We start from the raw sequence: 15901 nt of genomic DNA, 5'->3' as shown, positions 1-15901 counted from the left end.
GCCACCCGCGAGTGTCGAAATACTCAGGCCCCCAACGCCATTGCCGGCCCGGGGGTAACCCACATTTTGTTGCCGTCAACCTGCGTTTCTCAGCGGAGCTGCCAGGAATCGAAACCGGCTCTCTACCAGGCAATGTGCCTTTCGAACTACCGGTTCGTTCTATTTCGTTCGAGTCCAGTACCTCCTCGATACCTGCGGTTTGTTTCGAGTCTTGACGGCATCAATTCTCACGATCAACTGCCCGGACTGGTAGAGCTGGTCGGGCTCGTCGCGCTGGTCGTGCTCGTAGCGCTGGTCGGGCTCGTAGGACTGGGCGCGCTCGTAGGAGTCGTCGGGGTCGCGGGACTTGTCGAAGCCGTCCGGCTTGTAGGAGTCGTCGGGGTCGGGGGACTTGTCGGAGTCGTCGGACTTGTAGGAGTCGCCGGCGTGGGACTCGCAAGGCCTGGGCCTTCGCCACACCAGTCCGCCACATCTTTCGGGTACTGCTCGAGCGGTGGAGGACAACGCTGCCCCGGCGGGAAATTGGCGCCGGCGTTGAGCAGATCACAGGGCACGTAGACCTGCTTGCCTTTCGGGGTGTTGGTCAAACACTTCGTCGGCGGATCGGCATGGCCGTCGGCAGGGACGATGACTACCACCGCCAATGCGGCGAGCACCCCGATAGCAAGGCGATAGATCATGAGCACTCCTTGATGCAGAGCCCCTGTCAGGATTGAACTCTCCTGACGGCCCAGCGGGGAGGGCGAAACCCACCCTAGCAGCGAAAATTCATACCAAACATCACTCTAGATGCCTGTGACCGTAAGCCGATGGTGGCCAGTGTGGGGACGTCCACGCGCGTCGCAATTAACGAGACCCTAGAAGACGTTATCGTCGTCGAGCTGCCGCACGTTGAGCTACGTGTGGAGGTCCAGTCGCAACTTTGCATCGGTGAAATAGCTACATGGCCGTCGCTCCACAGCACATCTTGACGAGAAAGAAAACCGGCCAGAGCCTGGGCTCTGGCCAGCCGGTTTTCGGTGGAGCTGCCGGGAATCGAACCCGCCTCAAAAAATCCCCTTGAGCTGCGGAAACATGGAATTTGTTTACGCGAAAGTACGCGCAGTGACGCCAAAATGACCTGTGGAAACGCGGAAGGTGTTGATGGCATCAACACCTTCCGCGCAATAGTTCCCGTTGGTCGACAAGGTGGCGGTGCGGGTATACGTGCGTTTGTCACTCCTCATTGGCCGGGCGCGTGCTGGTCTTCCACGACGGTTAGCTTGATCTGCGCGTCCATCTGAACCCTCGTCCCTGCCGATGGCGACTGAGTCGCGATCTTCCACCACGCGAACGGGATAGGGGCTTTGATGGTGTCGTTCATTACGTCGTGGCCATCAGGCGCAATGGCCGAGATATCAGTAAAGCAGGAGCTAGTCGAGTCGGTCATGGTGTACTCCATTGACCAGCCGGTCAATGGAGGCATCGGGATGGGCCAGTTGTACGTCTTCCTGCACGCCTCCTCGGCGGTAATGCCATTCGCCAGGGGCGCACATCCAAACGTCGTGGCCACCATCGCCGCCGCAATAACCACGATTTTCATCTCTCTCCTTGCCCGGCTCCTGCAATACGGCGATTCCAACAGTCATCATCATCGCCCTGTTCTTACCGCACCTCGCAAAACCGGGAGTTCCCATGGCGCAAGCGGCCGTCAACGACGGGCCTCACCGACTCCGGGCAGACGCGTTCGTCTTCGTGCTCGCTCGAAGTCAGTCTGCTCCGATGGAGAACATGGCCTCTAGATCCAGTCGTGAGTAAGCTTGGAACGCAACATGAGTTCGTGTCGTGACCACTCCGGGTAATTTAGCGATGCCATTGGGAATCACTTCGGCCACCTCGTCGAATTCTGCGACACGGACGATTGCTACCAGATCGAATTCCCCAGTCACCGAATAGACCTCGCTAACCCCTTTGAGGTCGCAGAGTTGTCGAGCTACTTCCGGGATCGCCTCTTGCCCACAGTCGATCAATACGAAGGCCGTGACCATTGCCATCACCTTTATTTCCTTTATTTCCTACCCGTGGACATGACCGGACAGGCCTGATCTATACATAGCCCGCATCGCGCGTGATCGCAGCAAGCAAACCCGTTGAACTGCTGACATCCGGAACGACAGGTCGGCCCACGACTGAGCTGGATGTCCACCCGTGGCCCCGGACAGCACCGAGCCAGCTGGGCCGTGAAAACATGGTCTGACTTTACTTCAATCGCCGAGGACAGGCGGCCGCCAATGCAACCGGATTCGTCTAACCGTTAGGTGTGCTTACGTTCTAGGTGTCGGCGCCAGTTGCCCGGTGGCTGCGAGGGCTGTGGTTACCAGAATCGGGCCCAATCTTGCGTCCATTGCCGTCGTAGACGTACCAGCCGCGCCCCGTCTTGCGCCCGAGTTGGCCGAGCGCAACGAGCTCAATCACGCTCTTTGATGGTGCGTCGCGAGGATTTCCGGATTCGGCGAATCGTGCACGCTTGGTGGAGTACCCGATGTCAATCCCCGTGAGATCCATGAGTTCGAAAGGCCCCATTGGGTAGCCGAGCGCCGTTCGGCATGCGGTGTCAATAGCTTCCACGGACGCGATGCCGCTCTCGTAGAGGAAGATCGCTTCGTCGCGGACGGCGCCAAGAATTCGGTTAGCAATAAAGCCGGGAATCTCCTTATGGAGGACGATGGGTGTTCTGCCTAAGCGGCGTACCAACGCCACCGCAGTTGCCGTGGTCCTGTGTGCTGTCTCAGGCCCTGTCACGATCTCGACGCCCTTCATCACCAACGCAGGATTGAAGAAGTGGACGTTACAGACAAGCTCGACACGCTCGGTGGCATCAGCGATCCTCGAGGGCACGAAGCCGGACGAATTACTGGCCAGGATCGCATGTTTGGGCGTTACTCGATCAAGCCGGGCGAATAGCGCTCGTTTGACATCGAGATCTTCTACCGCGGCTTCGATGACGAAGTCAGCGTCCGTGGCCAACCTGGCGAGATCGGTGCCGAAAGTTAGTCGTTGAAGGGCAGCATCTTCATCACTCTGATTGCGCGAGCCCTTGGCGACATCACGCGCACTGCGGTCGGTCAGCTCACGATATGCCGCCTCGAGCCGATGTTGGTCGATGTCATGGCATGCCACCGTGAACCCTGCGCGTGAACACAGCAGTGCGATCTGTGATCCCATTGCACCGGCACCGACAACAAGTACACGCTCAATATCCAAGTCCCGCTCTACTTTCCGGTGAAGCTAGGGGGCCGCTTTGCGAAAAAGGCCTCGACCCCCTCGCGTTTGTCGTCGCTGTTGTAAAGCAGTGCTTGCGCAAGTCTTTCCATCATGAGGCCACTGCGCGGATCAACGTCAATACTGGCGCGCACTACCAACTTGGCCAGACGTATGGCAAGCGGGCCTTTGGCCATGATGGTTGCTGCCGTCTCCTTGGCCGTTACCAGTAGGTCGGCATCAGGGACTACTCGCGAAACCAGACCTGTTCCCAATGCTTCGCCTGCGGATATGTTCCGGCCAGTAAGGATCATGTCCAGGGCCCGTCCGGGCCCGATGAGCCGGGCCAGCCTTTGTGTGCCACCAGCGCCGGGAAGGATCGCGAGGTTGGTTTCGGGGAGGCCGAAACGAGCAGTCTGCGCGGCGATCCTGATATCGCATGCCATTGCTAGCTCGCAGCCCCCACCGAGGGCATGGCCATTGATCGCCGCGATGGTCGGCTTGTTTAACGCCTCGATGTCATCAAACAATCGCTGCATGCGCGACTGCATCGCGGTCTCGCTGGTGTAGTCGCGCAGGCTCTCGATGTCAGCTCCGGCGGCAAAGGCACGGTCTCCTGCGCCAGTGAAGATTACCGCCCGGACCCGGTCATCCTCCCCGGCTAAAGTAACCACCGAACGCAGCTCGGCCTGCATGTTCGAGTTGATCGCGTTTCGAACATCGGGTCGGTTCATCATGACCACAGCGACGCCGTCGCAGTCTTTGACAATCAGATTTTCGTACATCGGTCTGGTCACCGCCCTATGCGGCCGCAAGGAGCACCGCGATGCCCTGGCCCACGCCTACACACATGGTGACCAGCGCGCGACGGAGTTGCCGGTCGCTCATCTCGGTCGCCGCGGTCAGCGCCAAGCGTGCGCCGCTGGCCCCAAGAGGTGCCCGAGTGCGATTGCCCCCCATTAGGATTAACGTGCTCGGCGTCGTCTGGGAGTCCAAGGCCACGCAGCACTGCTAGCGCCTGGGCGGCAAAGGCCTCATTTAGTTCGACGAAGTCGATGTCACCGATCTTTAGTCCAGAGCGGTCGAGCAATCTGAGTGTGGCGGGAATAGGGCCGATTCCCATCGTGCGTGGGGCCACGCCGCTGGCCGCCCCCGACGTAAGACGCGCCAAGGGATTCAAACCATACTTCGCGACACCGTCTTCGGAGGCAACCAGCATTACGGCAGCGCCGTCGTTGATCCCCGACGAGTTGGCCGCAGTGACGCTTCCTCCCGGGATGATGCTTGGCAGCTTGGCCAGCTTGCTCAGCGTAGTTTCACGTGGATGTTCGTCGGCTGCGACTCGCTGGGCATCGGCACCTTGTCGCGGAACCTCGATCGGCGCGATCTCTCGGTCGAGTCGTTTCGAGGCGACCGCATACGCGGTCCGCTGTTGGGACCGAAATGCGAAGGCATCTTGGTCTTCTCGTGAGATTCCGTATTCATCGGCGACAATCTGGGCCGTCTCAGGCATCGAGTCGACGCCGAACCGCTCTCGCATACGCGGATTGACGAATCTCCAACCGATGGTTGTGTCGTACTGCTCGGGGGCGCGCGCCCAGGCGATGCCGGCCTTCGGGGAGACAAACGGCGCCCGCGTCATGCTCTCCACGCCTCCCGCAATTACAAGATCAGCGTCTCCCGCGCGAATGCTGCGCGCGGCCTGGGTGATGGCGTCGAGCCCTGACCCGCATAGCCGATTAACTGTTGTACCGGGAACTTCTATAGGTAGATCGGCGAGCAGCACCGCCATGCGTGCGATATTGCGATTGTCTTCGCCTGCCTGATTTGCGCAGCCCAAGATGACCTCGTCCACGGCGCTCCAGTCGACGCCGGGCTCTAGTCGTACCAGCTCTGCCACTACGTGCGCGGCCAAGTCGTCGGGGCGAGTGCCTGCCAACGCCCCTCCGTATCGACCGAATGCGGTACGCACGCCGCGCACTAAGAACGCTTCAGGCATATTTCCGGGCCACCTGCAAATATATCGTCATATTGACGATCGTAACGTATCCGTGGCATTGTCGGGAAGGTGTCAAACGAAGGATCGGTGTCCCTGGTGACCGGTGCTGGTCGTGGAATCGGTCGCGCGGTAGCGATACGACTCAGTTCGCACGGCTGCCGCGTCGCGCTGACCTCGCGGACGAAGGAAGAACTGAAAGAGACGGCGCGTCTGTGTGCGGGCGAGGTGCTGGTACTACCAGCGGACATCACGTCGAACGCCGCCATCGATAAGGTATTCAGCGCAGTTGAAAGTTATTGGGGGGCAGTGGAAATCCTCATTGCAGCCGCAGGGGTGTCGGCAGCGGCACCACTTGTGAAGACCACCGACACACAATGGGATCAGATGCTGGACGTGAATCTCACGGCACCGTTTCGCTGCATCCGACGGGCTGCGCCAGCGATGATCGATCGTGGCTACGGACGGATCGTGGTGATCGCTTCCGTCGCCGCCAAGAAAGGTGATTCCTACGTCAGTGCTTATACCGCCAGCAAACACGGTCTGCTTGGAGTAGTGCGTACTGCCGCCGCCGAACTGGCTACCAAAGGAGTCACCGTCAACGCAGTGTGTCCTGGATACGTCGACACCCCCATGACTGAGCGCACCATCGCCAATATCGCACAGACAACCGGCCGCACAGTCGAGGACGCACGGGCGGCACTGCAAATGAAGCAACCCAATCGACGATTGGTGACGGTGGACGAGGTAGCCGACGCGGTGTGGCTGTGCGTTACCAACGCTGCCATCAACGGGCAGGGCATCACGGTCGACGGCGGAGGAGTTCAATCGTGACTGCGCACAACAGCTCCGGGAGTGCCGCATGAGTCTTGAGTTCATCAATCCACCCGAACTCGGCACACCGAAAGGTTTCTCGCACGCCGCGGTAGGTTCTGGGACGATCGTTTTTCTAGCGGGCCAGACCGCACTGGATGCATCCGGGCGCATCGTTGGTACGACCGTGGCAGAGCAGTTCGAGCGGGCCCTCGGCAACTTGCTCACGGCCCTTGCCGCTGCCGGAGGCACCCCCACCGATCTCGCGAGCTTGACTATCTACATCGTCAATATTGACGACTATCGGGCCAGTTCGCATGCAATCGGAGCCGTGTGGAAACAACTCGTTGGCCGCAGCTACCCACCGACAGCCGGTATTGGGGTGGCTCGTTTGTGGGACGCCGAAGCTCTTGTTGAGGTCCAAGGCATTGCCGTACTGCTTGATTAGCCGCCGGACCAAGGGGCGAAGTTCGCAGAAATATTGCGTAGTAGTGATTACCGCTCTTTATACGAAATATCAGCTTCAGCCCCAGAAGGGACGCGATGAGACCGTCGTTTACTGCCCACATCGACACCTTCTGTCGGGACAACATGCCGGCAAAGGAGCTGTGGCCCGAGCTGCTGTTCAACCTGCCGGGACTCCAATACCCTGCGCGATTGAATTGTGCCGTCGAGTTGCTGGACAAGGTCGCTGACCGTATCGGCGTTGACCACCCGTGTCTGCTGACGCCCGACGCGCCCCCGTGGACATACGGCGACTTGCGTCGCGTCTCGAACCAGGTCGCCGCGGTGTTGGTCGAGGACTACGGAATTGTCCCCGGTAATCGTGTTTTACTCCGCGGTCCCAACAACCCGTGGCTGGTGGCCTGCTGGTTCGCGATCATCAAGGCCGGGGCCGTCGCAGTCACCACGATGCCGATGCTGCGCGAAGTCGAACTAACTAAGATCGCCAATGCGGCCAGCGTCGATTTGGCGTTGTGCGACGCACGCTTCACTGAGGCCCTCACTGCGTCGGATGTCGCAGGCCTGCGAGTCGCCGAGTTCGGCGGCGACGCCGGCCTCACCACTGCGATCGAGAGCAAGGCCGCCGACTTCACGGCAGTCGACACCGCCGCGGACGATGTTGCGCTACTTGCGTTTACGTCAGGAACCACCGGTCGCCCAAAAGCCACGATGCACTTCCACCGCGACGTGTTAGCCGTCGCCGATACATTCTCAGCACACGTGCTCAAACCCGTCACTACTGACATCTTCACGGGTACTCCACCGGTGGCGTTTACCTTTGGTCTCGGCGGTCTCGTCGTTTTTCCGCTGCGCGTTGGCGCCGCAACGCTGCTTCTCGAAAAGGCAACACCAGACGAGCTCGCTGACCACATCGCCCAGCATGAGGTCACTATTTGCTTCACCGCGCCAACGGCGTACCGCGCAATGGTCGCCTCGGGCAACGCGCACAAGATATCGACGTTGCGCCGCGCGGTCGCCGCAGGCGAGCATCTTCCTGCCTCCACCTGGCACGCGGTCTTCGACGCGACCGGCGTTAAGCTCATTAATGGCATCGGAGCCACCGAGATGTTGCACATCTTCGTTGCCTCCCCCACTGACGAGATAAAGGTCGGCTCCACCGGCCGCGCTGTACCGGGCTACGTCGTCGCGGTCCTTGACGATCAAGGCAAACCACAGCCTCCGGGAACGCCCGGACAGCTCGCAGTCAAAGGGCCAACGGGATGTCGTTACCTCGCCGATGATCGACAAGGCGAATACGTTAAAAAGGGCTGGAACGTCACCGGCGACACTTTTATTCAGGACGCGGACGGCTACTTGTGGTATCAGGCACGCAGCGACGACATGATCGTCTCGTCCGGCTACAACATTGCCGCTCCCGAGGTCGAAGAAGCTTTGCTGACCCATCCTGATGTCAGCGAGTGCGCCGTGGCAGGCGTGCCTGATATCGACCGAGGGCAGCTCGTGACGGCGTTCGTTGTACTGCGTGAGGGGGTCGACCGCGGCGCGCGAGTCGCAACCGGACTGCAGGATTTTGTTAAGCAACGAATCGCACCATACAAATACCCACGTCGCGTCGTCTTCGTAGACGAATTGCCCAAAACGTCAAGCGGAAAGTTGCAGCGCTCCCGGTTACCGGGCGTCGCACGGGATGGCGCGAAGCCGATCTAGCTGCAGGTAGTGCTCGCCAGGTACCCACCCACGGGCAGCGGCGGGCGCACCTCCCACGAGGATATGCTGTTTTCTTGACGGCCGTTGTTTTTTAAGAATATGATTCAAGTGTAGGCGGTACTGAGTGGGAGCGAATGTGCGTATTGCGGTTATCGGCGGCGGTCCGGGCGGCCTGTACTTCTCGGCACTAGCCAAACAGCTAGGCCCCGACAACGAGATCACCGTGTGGGAACGCAACGCGCCCGACGACACTTTCGGGTTCGGGGTTGTTTTCTCCGACGAGACTCTCGGCGGAATCGAGCACGCAGACATCGAGATCTATCGGCGGATGGAGCAAGAATTCGCCCGCTGGGACGACATCGACGTGCACTTCAGGGGTGAAACGATCACCAGCGGGGGCCACCGCTTCGCGGCCATGAGCCGCAAGCGGCTCCTCCAGGTTCTACAGGAACGATGCGCCAGCCTCGGCGTCAGCGTGCATTTCTGCAGGGAAGCCCCGAGCGTGAGAATCCTTGCCGCGACGAGTGATTTAGTCGTAGCGTCCGATGGCGTCAACTCGACGGTGCGTTCGACATACGCTTCGTCGTTCGAGCCACGGCTGGACCGCGGTGCCTGCAAGTACATGTGGCTGGGGACAGACAAGGTATTCGACGCGTTCAAGTTCTACATTCGCGAAACGCCCTACGGCGTGATGCAGGCACACGGTTACCCATTCGATGCCACGGGCAGCACCTTCATCATCGAGATGAAAGAAGGCGTCTGGCGCGCAGCAGGATTCGACGTCTTCGCGACACACGATTTCGCGCCCGGCCAATCCGACGAGAAGTCCATCGACGTGATCAAGGACCTGTTCGCAGACGTTCTCGACGGCCACGAGGTGATGGCGAACAACTCCAAGTGGTTGAACTTCACGACCGTGCACACTGAGCACTGGCGCCACGACAACGTTGTCCTCCTCGGCGACGCCGCACACACCGCACACTTCTCCATCGGATCAGGCACCAAGCTCGCGATGGAGGATGCGCTGTCCCTGGCGGCCTGCGTGCACGAACACGACGACATTCCGGTGGCACTGGACGAGTACGAAACCGAGCGCAAGGCGGTTGTTCTGTCCACACAGCGCGCTGCCCGGGCAAGCCTCGAATGGTTTGAAAATCTCGGCCAGTACGTCGAGCAGCATCCTCAACAGTTCGCCTTCAACATCATGACCCGCAGTCGCCGGGTGACCTACGAGAATCTCCAGCTGCGTGATCCCGAATTCGTTGAACACGTGAATGATTGGTTTACTGCTCAGCACCTCTCCCATCAGGCCGACACGCCGCCCATGTTTCAGCCGTTCCAACTCGGTGATCTGCAGCTGGCCAACCGGGTGGTGGTGTCCCCGATGGATATGTACCGTGCCGAGGGCGGCATGCCTAACAAATTCCATCTGGTCCATCTCGGCGGCAAGGCGCTGGGCGGTGCCGGACTGGTCATGACGGAGATGGTCTGCGTGAGCGAAGCGGGCCGGATCACCCTCGGCTGCACTGGCATCTGGTCCGACGAACAAGCTTGGGCCTGGCGACAAATCACGGACTTCGTCCATGAGGATTCATTCTCGAAAGTCGGTATCCAACTTGGCCATTCCGGCCGCAAGGGCTCCACAAAGCTCATGTGGGATGGCATCGACCAGCCGCTCGACGAGGGCAACTGGGAGATCGTCGCCCCTTCGCCACTGCCATACAAGGCGGACGTGAATCAGGTGCCCCGGGAGCTGACCGAAGCGGACCTCGCCCAAATCACACAGGAATTCGTCGACGCGGCAAGGCGGTCCGACGAGGCTGGCTTCGATCTGCTCGAGCTGCACTGCGCGCACGGCTACCTGCTCTCGTCGTTCATTTCGCCGGTCACCAACCGCCGCACCGACCAGTACGGCGGCGACCTAGCCGGTCGGCTGCGCTACCCGCTCGACGTGTTCCGGGCGGTACGAAAGGTGTGGCCAGAGAACAAGCCGATGACCGTGCGCATTTCGGCAACTGACTGGGTCGACGGCGGAATCACGGGCGATGATGCAGTCCTCATCGCCCAAGCCTTCAAGGACGTCGGCGCCGCCGCCATCGACGTCTCGTCGGGCCAAGTAACACCCGACGAGACGCCAGCCTTCGGCCGCTCCTATCAGACCCCCTTCGCGGACAAGATCCGCAACAACGTGGACATACCCACGATCGCGGTCGGTGTGATCTCGTCGCACGACGATGTGAATTCCATCGTCCTCGCCGGGCGAGCCGACCTGTGTGCCCTTGGGCGAGTTCATCTTTACGACTCGAACTGGACACTGCACGCCGCGGCCGAACAAGGCTACAGAGGCTCTGGCGCCGAATGGCCCAACGCCTGGAAAGCCGGTCGACGCAGACCCCAGGCCGGCCGCACCGACGGCCCCAAGCCGCGCTTGGAACTGATCCGCGAGGGCGTGGCCGGCACCCGACATGAGCGGTGGCGGCCAGCCGAACAGGAAGGTCGATAACCGTGCTCAGCGCTGAGGAAAGCGCATACGCAGAGCGGGTACGTGAGTTGGCACAGCGGGAGTTGCTGCCACTGGTCGACAAGCGCGACGAAGGCAACGTGAATCGCGCGCTCCTCGCGAAGATGGGTAGCCGCGGGCTGCTTCGCGACTTGTTCGGCGGATTGGCCGAGGAGCCCCCGACCGTTGCGGCGGCGATGCGGCTGTGCCTGCTCCGCGAGACCATTGCCGGTGTCTCCACCGGGGCGGAGACCGCGCTTGCCCTCCAAGGTCTCGGTTCCTACCCGATCCTGCAGTCCGGCCGACGCGAGACGGTCGAACGGTGGATTCCCGGGGTGGTGCGCGGCACCACGGTCGCGGCGTTCGCACTAACCGAGCCCGAGGCTGGTTCTGACGCAGCCGCTCTCGCGCTGACCGCGGCCCCCGACGGCGATGGCTGGCGATTGCGCGGGGAGAAGATGTGGATCTCCAACGCGCCGGAAGCCGACGTCTACACCGTGTTCGCCCGAACAACGCCGGACGCGGGCGCCCGCGGCGTCACGGCGTTCGCCGTCGCCGGCAATGCTGACGGCCTGTCCGGCGAGCACCTCGACTTGCTTTCACCGCACCCAATCGGCCAGCTTCATTTCGACGATGTCCGCGTCGAACCAACCGACGTCCTCGGCGAGGTCGACGCAGGGTTCAAGGTGGCGATGCGCACCCTCGACCTGTTTCGCCCCAGCGTGGGTGCCTTCGCCGTAGGGATGGCACAGGCGGCTCTCGACGTCACCCTCGAACACGTCGCCAACCGACATGCGTACGGCGCACCACTGGCGGCTCAGCAGTCGATCGCGCACCGACTCGCTGACCTGGCCACCCAGCTGGAGGCCGCTCGGCTGCTCGTCTATACCGCCGCACGCGCCTATGACGCCGGTGCCTCCCGCAGCGAAATTACCCGGCGCGCAGCGATGGCCAAGCTATTCGCCACCGAGGCCGCGCAGATCATCGTCGACGAGTGCGTCCAACTCCACGGTGCGTACGCCCTGCGGCGTGGTCACCTACTGGAGCACCTCTATCGCGATGTCCGCGCTCCCCGCATCTACGAAGGCGCATCAGAAGTGCAGCGCTCCATCATCTCCCGCGAGTTGTTCAGAGAAAGGGCGACACCGTGACCCGGTTCAGAGCATCCGTCCCGCTGACGACAACCTGGAAACACTTCGACTTCGCAATCGAGGGCCCCGTTGCCACCGTGACGCTGCGTCGTCCCGAGAAGTTGAATCCACTCACGTTTGAGAGCTACGCAGACCTACGCGACCTTATCGCGGAACTACCGCACCATAGCGGCGTCAAGGTTCTGGTAATGCAGGGCAAGGGGCGCGCGTTCTGCGGTGGAGGCGACGTCAACGAAATCATCGGCGAGCTGATCACGATGAAGGCCGCCGAACTGATGCAGTTCACGAAAATGACCGGCGACGTCATCCGCGCCATGCGCGAATGTCCGATCTCCATCATCGTCAAAATTCAGGGCATCGCGGCAGGAGCGGGCGCGGTCATCTCACTGGCAGCGGACTTTCGGATCGTGGGCCGGTCGGGACGTTTTGCTTTCCTCTTCACCAAGGTCGGGCTCTCCGGAGGTGACATGGGCGCGGCCTACCTACTCCCCCGTGTCGTCGGCTTCGGCCGTGCCACCCAGCTTTTGATGCTGGGCGACACAATCGATGCTGAGACCGCCGACCGCTACGGGCTTGTCTCACAGCTTGTCGACGACGATCGGCTCGACGATACGGTGACCGCTCTGGCCCACAGGCTGGCCAGCGGCCCGAGTCTGGCGCTGTCGCAGACCAAGTCGTTGTTGACGCGCGAGCTGGAAATGTCGCTCTCGTCTTCGATGGAACTTGACGCGATGACCCAAGCACTGTTGATGACCACGGACGACCACGCCGAGTTCCACGCGGCATTCAACGCCCGCCGCCCACCAGCGTGGAAAGGACAGTGATGGACCCCCTCGATTTCCTGCAAAGCGACCACCTGCTCTCCGACGACGAGCGAACCATTGGCCAGACCGTAAGCGACTATGCGAAAGCCGAACTCGCGCCGTATATCTCGGACTGGTACGAGGCGGGCAAGATCCCGACCGAAATCGTTCCGGCCCTCGGAAAGCTTGGGCTGCTCGGCATGCATCTCACGGGCTACGGTTGCGCGAACACAACGGCCACCGCCTACGGCGTCGCATGCCGGGAACTCGAGGCAATCGACTCGGGACTGCGCAGTCTGGTTTCGGTCCAAGGTTCACTCGCCATGTTCGCTATCCACCGTTGGGGCACCGAGGATCACCGCCAAGAGTGGCTCCCGCGGATGGCGGCCGGCGAGGCTATCGGCTGCTTTGGACTGACTGAAGCCGGCGCGGGCAGCGACCCTAGCTCTATGCGCACCAACGCGAGGCTTGACGGTGACGATTGGATACTCAACGGCTCGAAGATGTGGATCACGAGCGGCACGATTGCGGATGTCGCGGTCGTGTGGGCGCAAACCAATCAGGGTATCCGTGGCTTCGTCGTACCAACCGATACGCCCGGCTTCGCAGCGCATGAGATCGGCCGCAAGCTGTCCCTGCGGGCATCCGTTACGGCCGAGCTTGCCCTTAGCGACGTCCGGCTGCCCTCCACGGCGGTCTTTCCGGAAGTCCGCGGCCTGAAGGGACCACTATCCTGCCTGAACGAGGCGCGGTACGGCATCCTGTGGGGTGCGGTCGGAGCCGCCAGGGCCTGTTATTGCGAGGCCCTCGAATACAGCCTCCTCCGAACACAATTCGGCAAATCGCTGGCCGGGTTCCAACTCACTCAACGCAAACTCGTCGACATGTCGATCGCAGTTTCCAACGCCGCTCTGACCGCCGTCCAACTTGGCCGGCTCAAGGACACGCACTGCATCACCCCTGAGCAGATCAGCCACGGCAAGCTCGCCAACGTTCGCTCCGCACTCGAAGTCGCCCGCACCGCACGCGCCGTGCTCGGTGCAGCCGGCATCACTCTCGACCACTCGGTGATGCGGCACATGAACAACCTGGAGACCGTCTCGACCTACGAGGGCACCGAGGAGATGCACACTCTCAGTATCGGGCGAGCGCTGACCGGCATCGCGGCATTCCGCTGACCGGCCTCAACTCAGGCAGGAGACGACTTGCGGTGACGAGGTTGCGGCGCATCGGTTCTGACACGTCTTCCGTGGATGACCTCCAGGGCGCGCTTCTGCGCCAAGGGGCGCAGTATTTTGTTCAACTCGCCGAACAACTCACCGGCCGCCTCACCATTCCATGCCGGTGGCAACAGCGATAGCGGCAGGCCAGGATCGCGGTACGGAAGCTGACGCCACTGCGTCAGCATCTGCACGTACGTTTGAAACGCTTCCTCTGAGCTGAACCCTTCGGCCGACGACCGATATAGTGCCGAGCGATAGCGCTGCAGGAACTCTGCGTACAACTCGGCGAGTTCTTCCAGGTTCCACCAAACGTGGACCTTTGATCGAAGGTCGCTGAACGCGAGGTATTCACCGCGGAAAATGTCGACGTACTCAAACAACCCTCTGCGTTGCAGGGCATGCCGCGTCTCGTCCGCAAGGTTTCCCGGCGCCAGCCACACGCCCGGCGCCACGGTGCCGAAGCCGAGTCGGGTGAGGCTCGATCGAAGAGAATGTCGTTTGTCGCGCTCGGATTCAGGCACGGAGAACACCACCACCACCCATCCGTCCTCGACGGTTGCTCTCCGGCGCTCGAAGATCCGCACGTCTCCCTCGGCGAGCACTTCCAACGTCGACGCGGAAACCGAGTAGCCCGCGACACCCCCATGGCGTTCGCTGAGAAGGACGCCGCGCCGCTTCAATCGGGAGACTGCCGATCGCGCGGCCTGACCATCACCGCCCAGATCACCGATGAGGGCGACCACAGAAGCCACCGACAGCCAGTTCCCCTCGGCGCGGGCGTAGAGGCCAAAAAGTGTGATGATCAACTGGGCGACGCGACCATCCCGGCCGCCACCGGTACGAGTCGATTGATCTCCTGCCGTCATATAAGCACCATACCGATACAGGCGACGTCACTTGCCGACGGATAGCAGACGGACTGGATCCGTAGAGCGCAGCCGTGGCACCCACCCTCTCAGCTCGTTGCTACGCGCGAACCCACTTAACCCATGAGCTAGAGCTGATACAGCAGCCCTTGCATGCATGTCACGGTGTGCATCGTCGTTGCCGCCTGGACGCAAGAAGACCATTGAGTCGCCCAGAGTGAGTGCGTCACAACAGGTCACGGGAGAGTCGGAGCCGCGCGCACCGCCTTGGCGAATCCATCGGGATTCTCCACGTGCGTAAGATGCCCGGCATCGGGGATGTCCACGAGACGAAGGTCGGGCCGACGGCGAGCGACATGATTCCGCAGATTTGCGAACCACGGAAAGCTTTCCGCACCAATCAACCACGTCAGCGGCACCGGTAAGTCAACAACAGCCCGGGCCGGCAAATATTCGGCAAAGGTGCTATACGGGTTGCCCCATTCGGCGAAAACTGGCCCGGAGTTTTTCAGAAGATACTCGCGTAGCTCGTCACCTGCTGCGTCATAGCCGTTTCCGCCGGAACGCAGGGATGTCGCAAACCTGTAAAATGCCTCTAAACCGACGACTCGACGACCCAGCACTTGACCTATCTTGAGGCGCAACGCGGTCCGCAAAGCCGGCATATTAGCGTAGCGAAGTCCATGAAAAGGTGGCTCGACAACGCACACGGCAGAGAACAGTTCTGGGTTGTCTACTGCCGCCACAAGCGTTATGTTGCCGCCCGCGCTCCAACCGACAACCTTCGCTGGCTGCTGCGCAACTTGTTTGAGCAAAACCGCGAGATCGCGAGCATGGATTCTGCTATCCCGAACCGGCCGATGGTGCGACCGTCCGTAGCCACGACGGTCGTAAGTGATCACCCTGTGGTCGCTCGCCAAGTCATCGACGACGCAGTCCCACGTGGAGTGATCCGTCGATGCGCCGTGGACGAGAACCAGTGGAGGCCCCTCGCCCGCGACTTGGTAGTGCAACGTAGCTCCCTGCGTGGCTAGATCAGGCATTCCGTCTCCTCGGTGCGGTTTGGGCGGGCGTGAGTCGTAGCTCAAAAGACGAAGCCGCGCGTCTTACCGGACCGACGCATGGCCCAATCCCTGA

At 61.4% G+C, this 15901-nt stretch carries 14 protein-coding genes and 1 pseudogene; 7 read left to right on the top strand and 8 right to left on the bottom strand.

Annotated features, from left to right (window positions below; all coding sequences use genetic code 11):
• Nucleotides 1–159: 159 nt before the first annotated feature.
• The 6 genes and pseudogenes from OK015_RS09310 to OK015_RS09285 all read right to left on the bottom strand — a co-directional run bounded on the left by OK015_RS09310 (nucleotide 160) and on the right by OK015_RS09285 (nucleotide 5239).
• Complete coding sequence (locus OK015_RS09310) at nucleotides 160–459, bottom strand: hypothetical protein (protein ID WP_268130891.1); 300 nt, start codon at nucleotides 457–459, stop codon at nucleotides 160–162.
• A gap of 763 nt (nucleotides 460–1222) precedes the next feature.
• Nucleotides 1223–1582, bottom strand: a complete 360-nt coding sequence (locus OK015_RS09305; RefSeq protein ID WP_268130889.1) for a hypothetical protein — start codon at nucleotides 1580–1582, stop codon at nucleotides 1223–1225.
• Nucleotides 1583–1748: 166 nt separating this feature from the next.
• A complete protein-coding gene (locus OK015_RS09300) occupies nucleotides 1749–2027 on the bottom strand; it encodes an Lrp/AsnC family transcriptional regulator (protein ID WP_268130887.1) in 279 nt (92 codons plus the stop codon).
• Between the two features lie 283 nt (nucleotides 2028–2310).
• Nucleotides 2311–3243, bottom strand: coding sequence for a 3-hydroxyacyl-CoA dehydrogenase family protein (locus OK015_RS09295; protein WP_268130885.1), 933 nt, complete (start codon nucleotides 3241–3243; stop codon nucleotides 2311–2313).
• Nucleotides 3244–3251: 8 nt separating this feature from the next.
• The gene (locus OK015_RS09290) at nucleotides 3252–4025 is read right to left on the bottom strand and encodes an enoyl-CoA hydratase/isomerase family protein (RefSeq protein WP_326498527.1); all 774 of its coding nucleotides are present in this window, start codon (nucleotides 4023–4025) and stop codon (nucleotides 3252–3254) included.
• Between the two features lie 16 nt (nucleotides 4026–4041).
• Nucleotides 4042–5239 (bottom strand): annotated as a pseudogene (locus tag OK015_RS09285) (acetyl-CoA C-acyltransferase).
• Between the two features lie 69 nt (nucleotides 5240–5308).
• On the opposite strand from OK015_RS09285, the gene OK015_RS09280 reads away from it, so the two are divergent.
• The 7 genes from OK015_RS09280 (at nucleotide 5309) to OK015_RS09250 (ending at nucleotide 13853) form a co-directional block, all read left to right on the top strand.
• A complete protein-coding gene (locus tag OK015_RS09280; protein WP_268130884.1) occupies nucleotides 5309–6070 on the top strand; it encodes an SDR family NAD(P)-dependent oxidoreductase in 762 nt (253 codons plus the stop codon).
• Between the two features lie 28 nt (nucleotides 6071–6098).
• Nucleotides 6099–6497, top strand: coding sequence for a RidA family protein (locus OK015_RS09275; RefSeq protein ID WP_268130882.1), 399 nt, complete (start codon nucleotides 6099–6101; stop codon nucleotides 6495–6497).
• Nucleotides 6498–6592: 95 nt separating this feature from the next.
• On the top strand, nucleotides 6593–8221 hold the full coding sequence (locus OK015_RS09270) for an AMP-binding protein (protein ID WP_268130880.1): 1629 nt from the start codon (nucleotides 6593–6595) through the stop codon (nucleotides 8219–8221).
• Nucleotides 8222–8357: 136 nt separating this feature from the next.
• A complete protein-coding gene (locus tag OK015_RS09265; protein ID WP_268130878.1) occupies nucleotides 8358–10724 on the top strand; it encodes a bifunctional salicylyl-CoA 5-hydroxylase/oxidoreductase in 2367 nt (788 codons plus the stop codon).
• A gap of 2 nt (nucleotides 10725–10726) precedes the next feature.
• Nucleotides 10727–11872 carry an acyl-CoA dehydrogenase family protein gene (locus OK015_RS09260; protein ID WP_268130876.1) on the top strand — a complete coding sequence of 382 codons (1146 nt, stop codon included), beginning with the start codon at nucleotides 10727–10729 and terminating at the stop codon, nucleotides 11870–11872.
• Between the two features lie 77 nt (nucleotides 11873–11949).
• Nucleotides 11950–12696, top strand: coding sequence for an enoyl-CoA hydratase family protein (locus OK015_RS09255; protein WP_268130874.1), 747 nt, complete (start codon nucleotides 11950–11952; stop codon nucleotides 12694–12696).
• Complete coding sequence (locus OK015_RS09250) at nucleotides 12696–13853, top strand: acyl-CoA dehydrogenase family protein (RefSeq protein ID WP_268130872.1); 1158 nt, start codon at nucleotides 12696–12698, stop codon at nucleotides 13851–13853. Before OK015_RS09255 ends, OK015_RS09250 begins: the two co-directional genes overlap by 1 nt.
• Before the next feature lie 11 nt (nucleotides 13854–13864).
• Here the strand turns inward: OK015_RS09250 and OK015_RS09245 are convergent, their stop codons facing one another.
• Nucleotides 13865–14764, bottom strand: coding sequence for a PaaX family transcriptional regulator (locus OK015_RS09245; RefSeq protein WP_268130870.1), 900 nt, complete (start codon nucleotides 14762–14764; stop codon nucleotides 13865–13867).
• A gap of 236 nt (nucleotides 14765–15000) precedes the next feature.
• Nucleotides 15001–15807 carry an alpha/beta fold hydrolase gene (locus tag OK015_RS09240; protein WP_268130869.1) on the bottom strand — a complete coding sequence of 269 codons (807 nt, stop codon included), beginning with the start codon at nucleotides 15805–15807 and terminating at the stop codon, nucleotides 15001–15003.
• Between the last annotated feature and the right edge of the window lie 94 nt (nucleotides 15808–15901).

Origin of the sequence: Mycobacterium sp. Aquia_216 (genome assembly GCF_026723865.1) — a bacterium.
In the GTDB taxonomy this organism is placed as follows: Bacteria; Actinomycetota; Actinomycetes; order Mycobacteriales; family Mycobacteriaceae; genus Mycobacterium.
This window is presented reverse-complemented; position numbering and strand designations above follow the sequence as displayed.

Bases quoted from the DNA above. Each gene is read 5' to 3' on its own strand.
- OK015_RS09240 (WP_268130869.1), bottom strand. From the start codon at position 15,807: ATGCCTGATCTAGCCACGCAGGGAGCTACGTTGCACTACCAAGTCGCG.
- OK015_RS09250 (WP_268130872.1), top strand. From the start codon at position 12,696: ATGGACCCCCTCGATTTCCTGCAAAGCGACCACCTGCTCTCCGACGAC.
- OK015_RS09290 (WP_326498527.1), bottom strand. From the start codon at position 4,025: ATGTACGAAAATCTGATTGTCAAAGACTGCGACGGCGTCGCTGTGGTC.
- OK015_RS09270 (WP_268130880.1), top strand. From the start codon at position 6,593: ATGAGACCGTCGTTTACTGCCCACATCGACACCTTCTGTCGGGACAAC.
- OK015_RS09300 (WP_268130887.1), bottom strand. From the start codon at position 2,027: ATGGTCACGGCCTTCGTATTGATCGACTGTGGGCAAGAGGCGATCCCG.
- OK015_RS09305 (WP_268130889.1), bottom strand. From the start codon at position 1,582: ATGAAAATCGTGGTTATTGCGGCGGCGATGGTGGCCACGACGTTTGGA.
- OK015_RS09275 (WP_268130882.1), top strand. From the start codon at position 6,099: ATGAGTCTTGAGTTCATCAATCCACCCGAACTCGGCACACCGAAAGGT.
- OK015_RS09245 (WP_268130870.1), bottom strand. From the start codon at position 14,764: ATGACGGCAGGAGATCAATCGACTCGTACCGGTGGCGGCCGGGATGGT.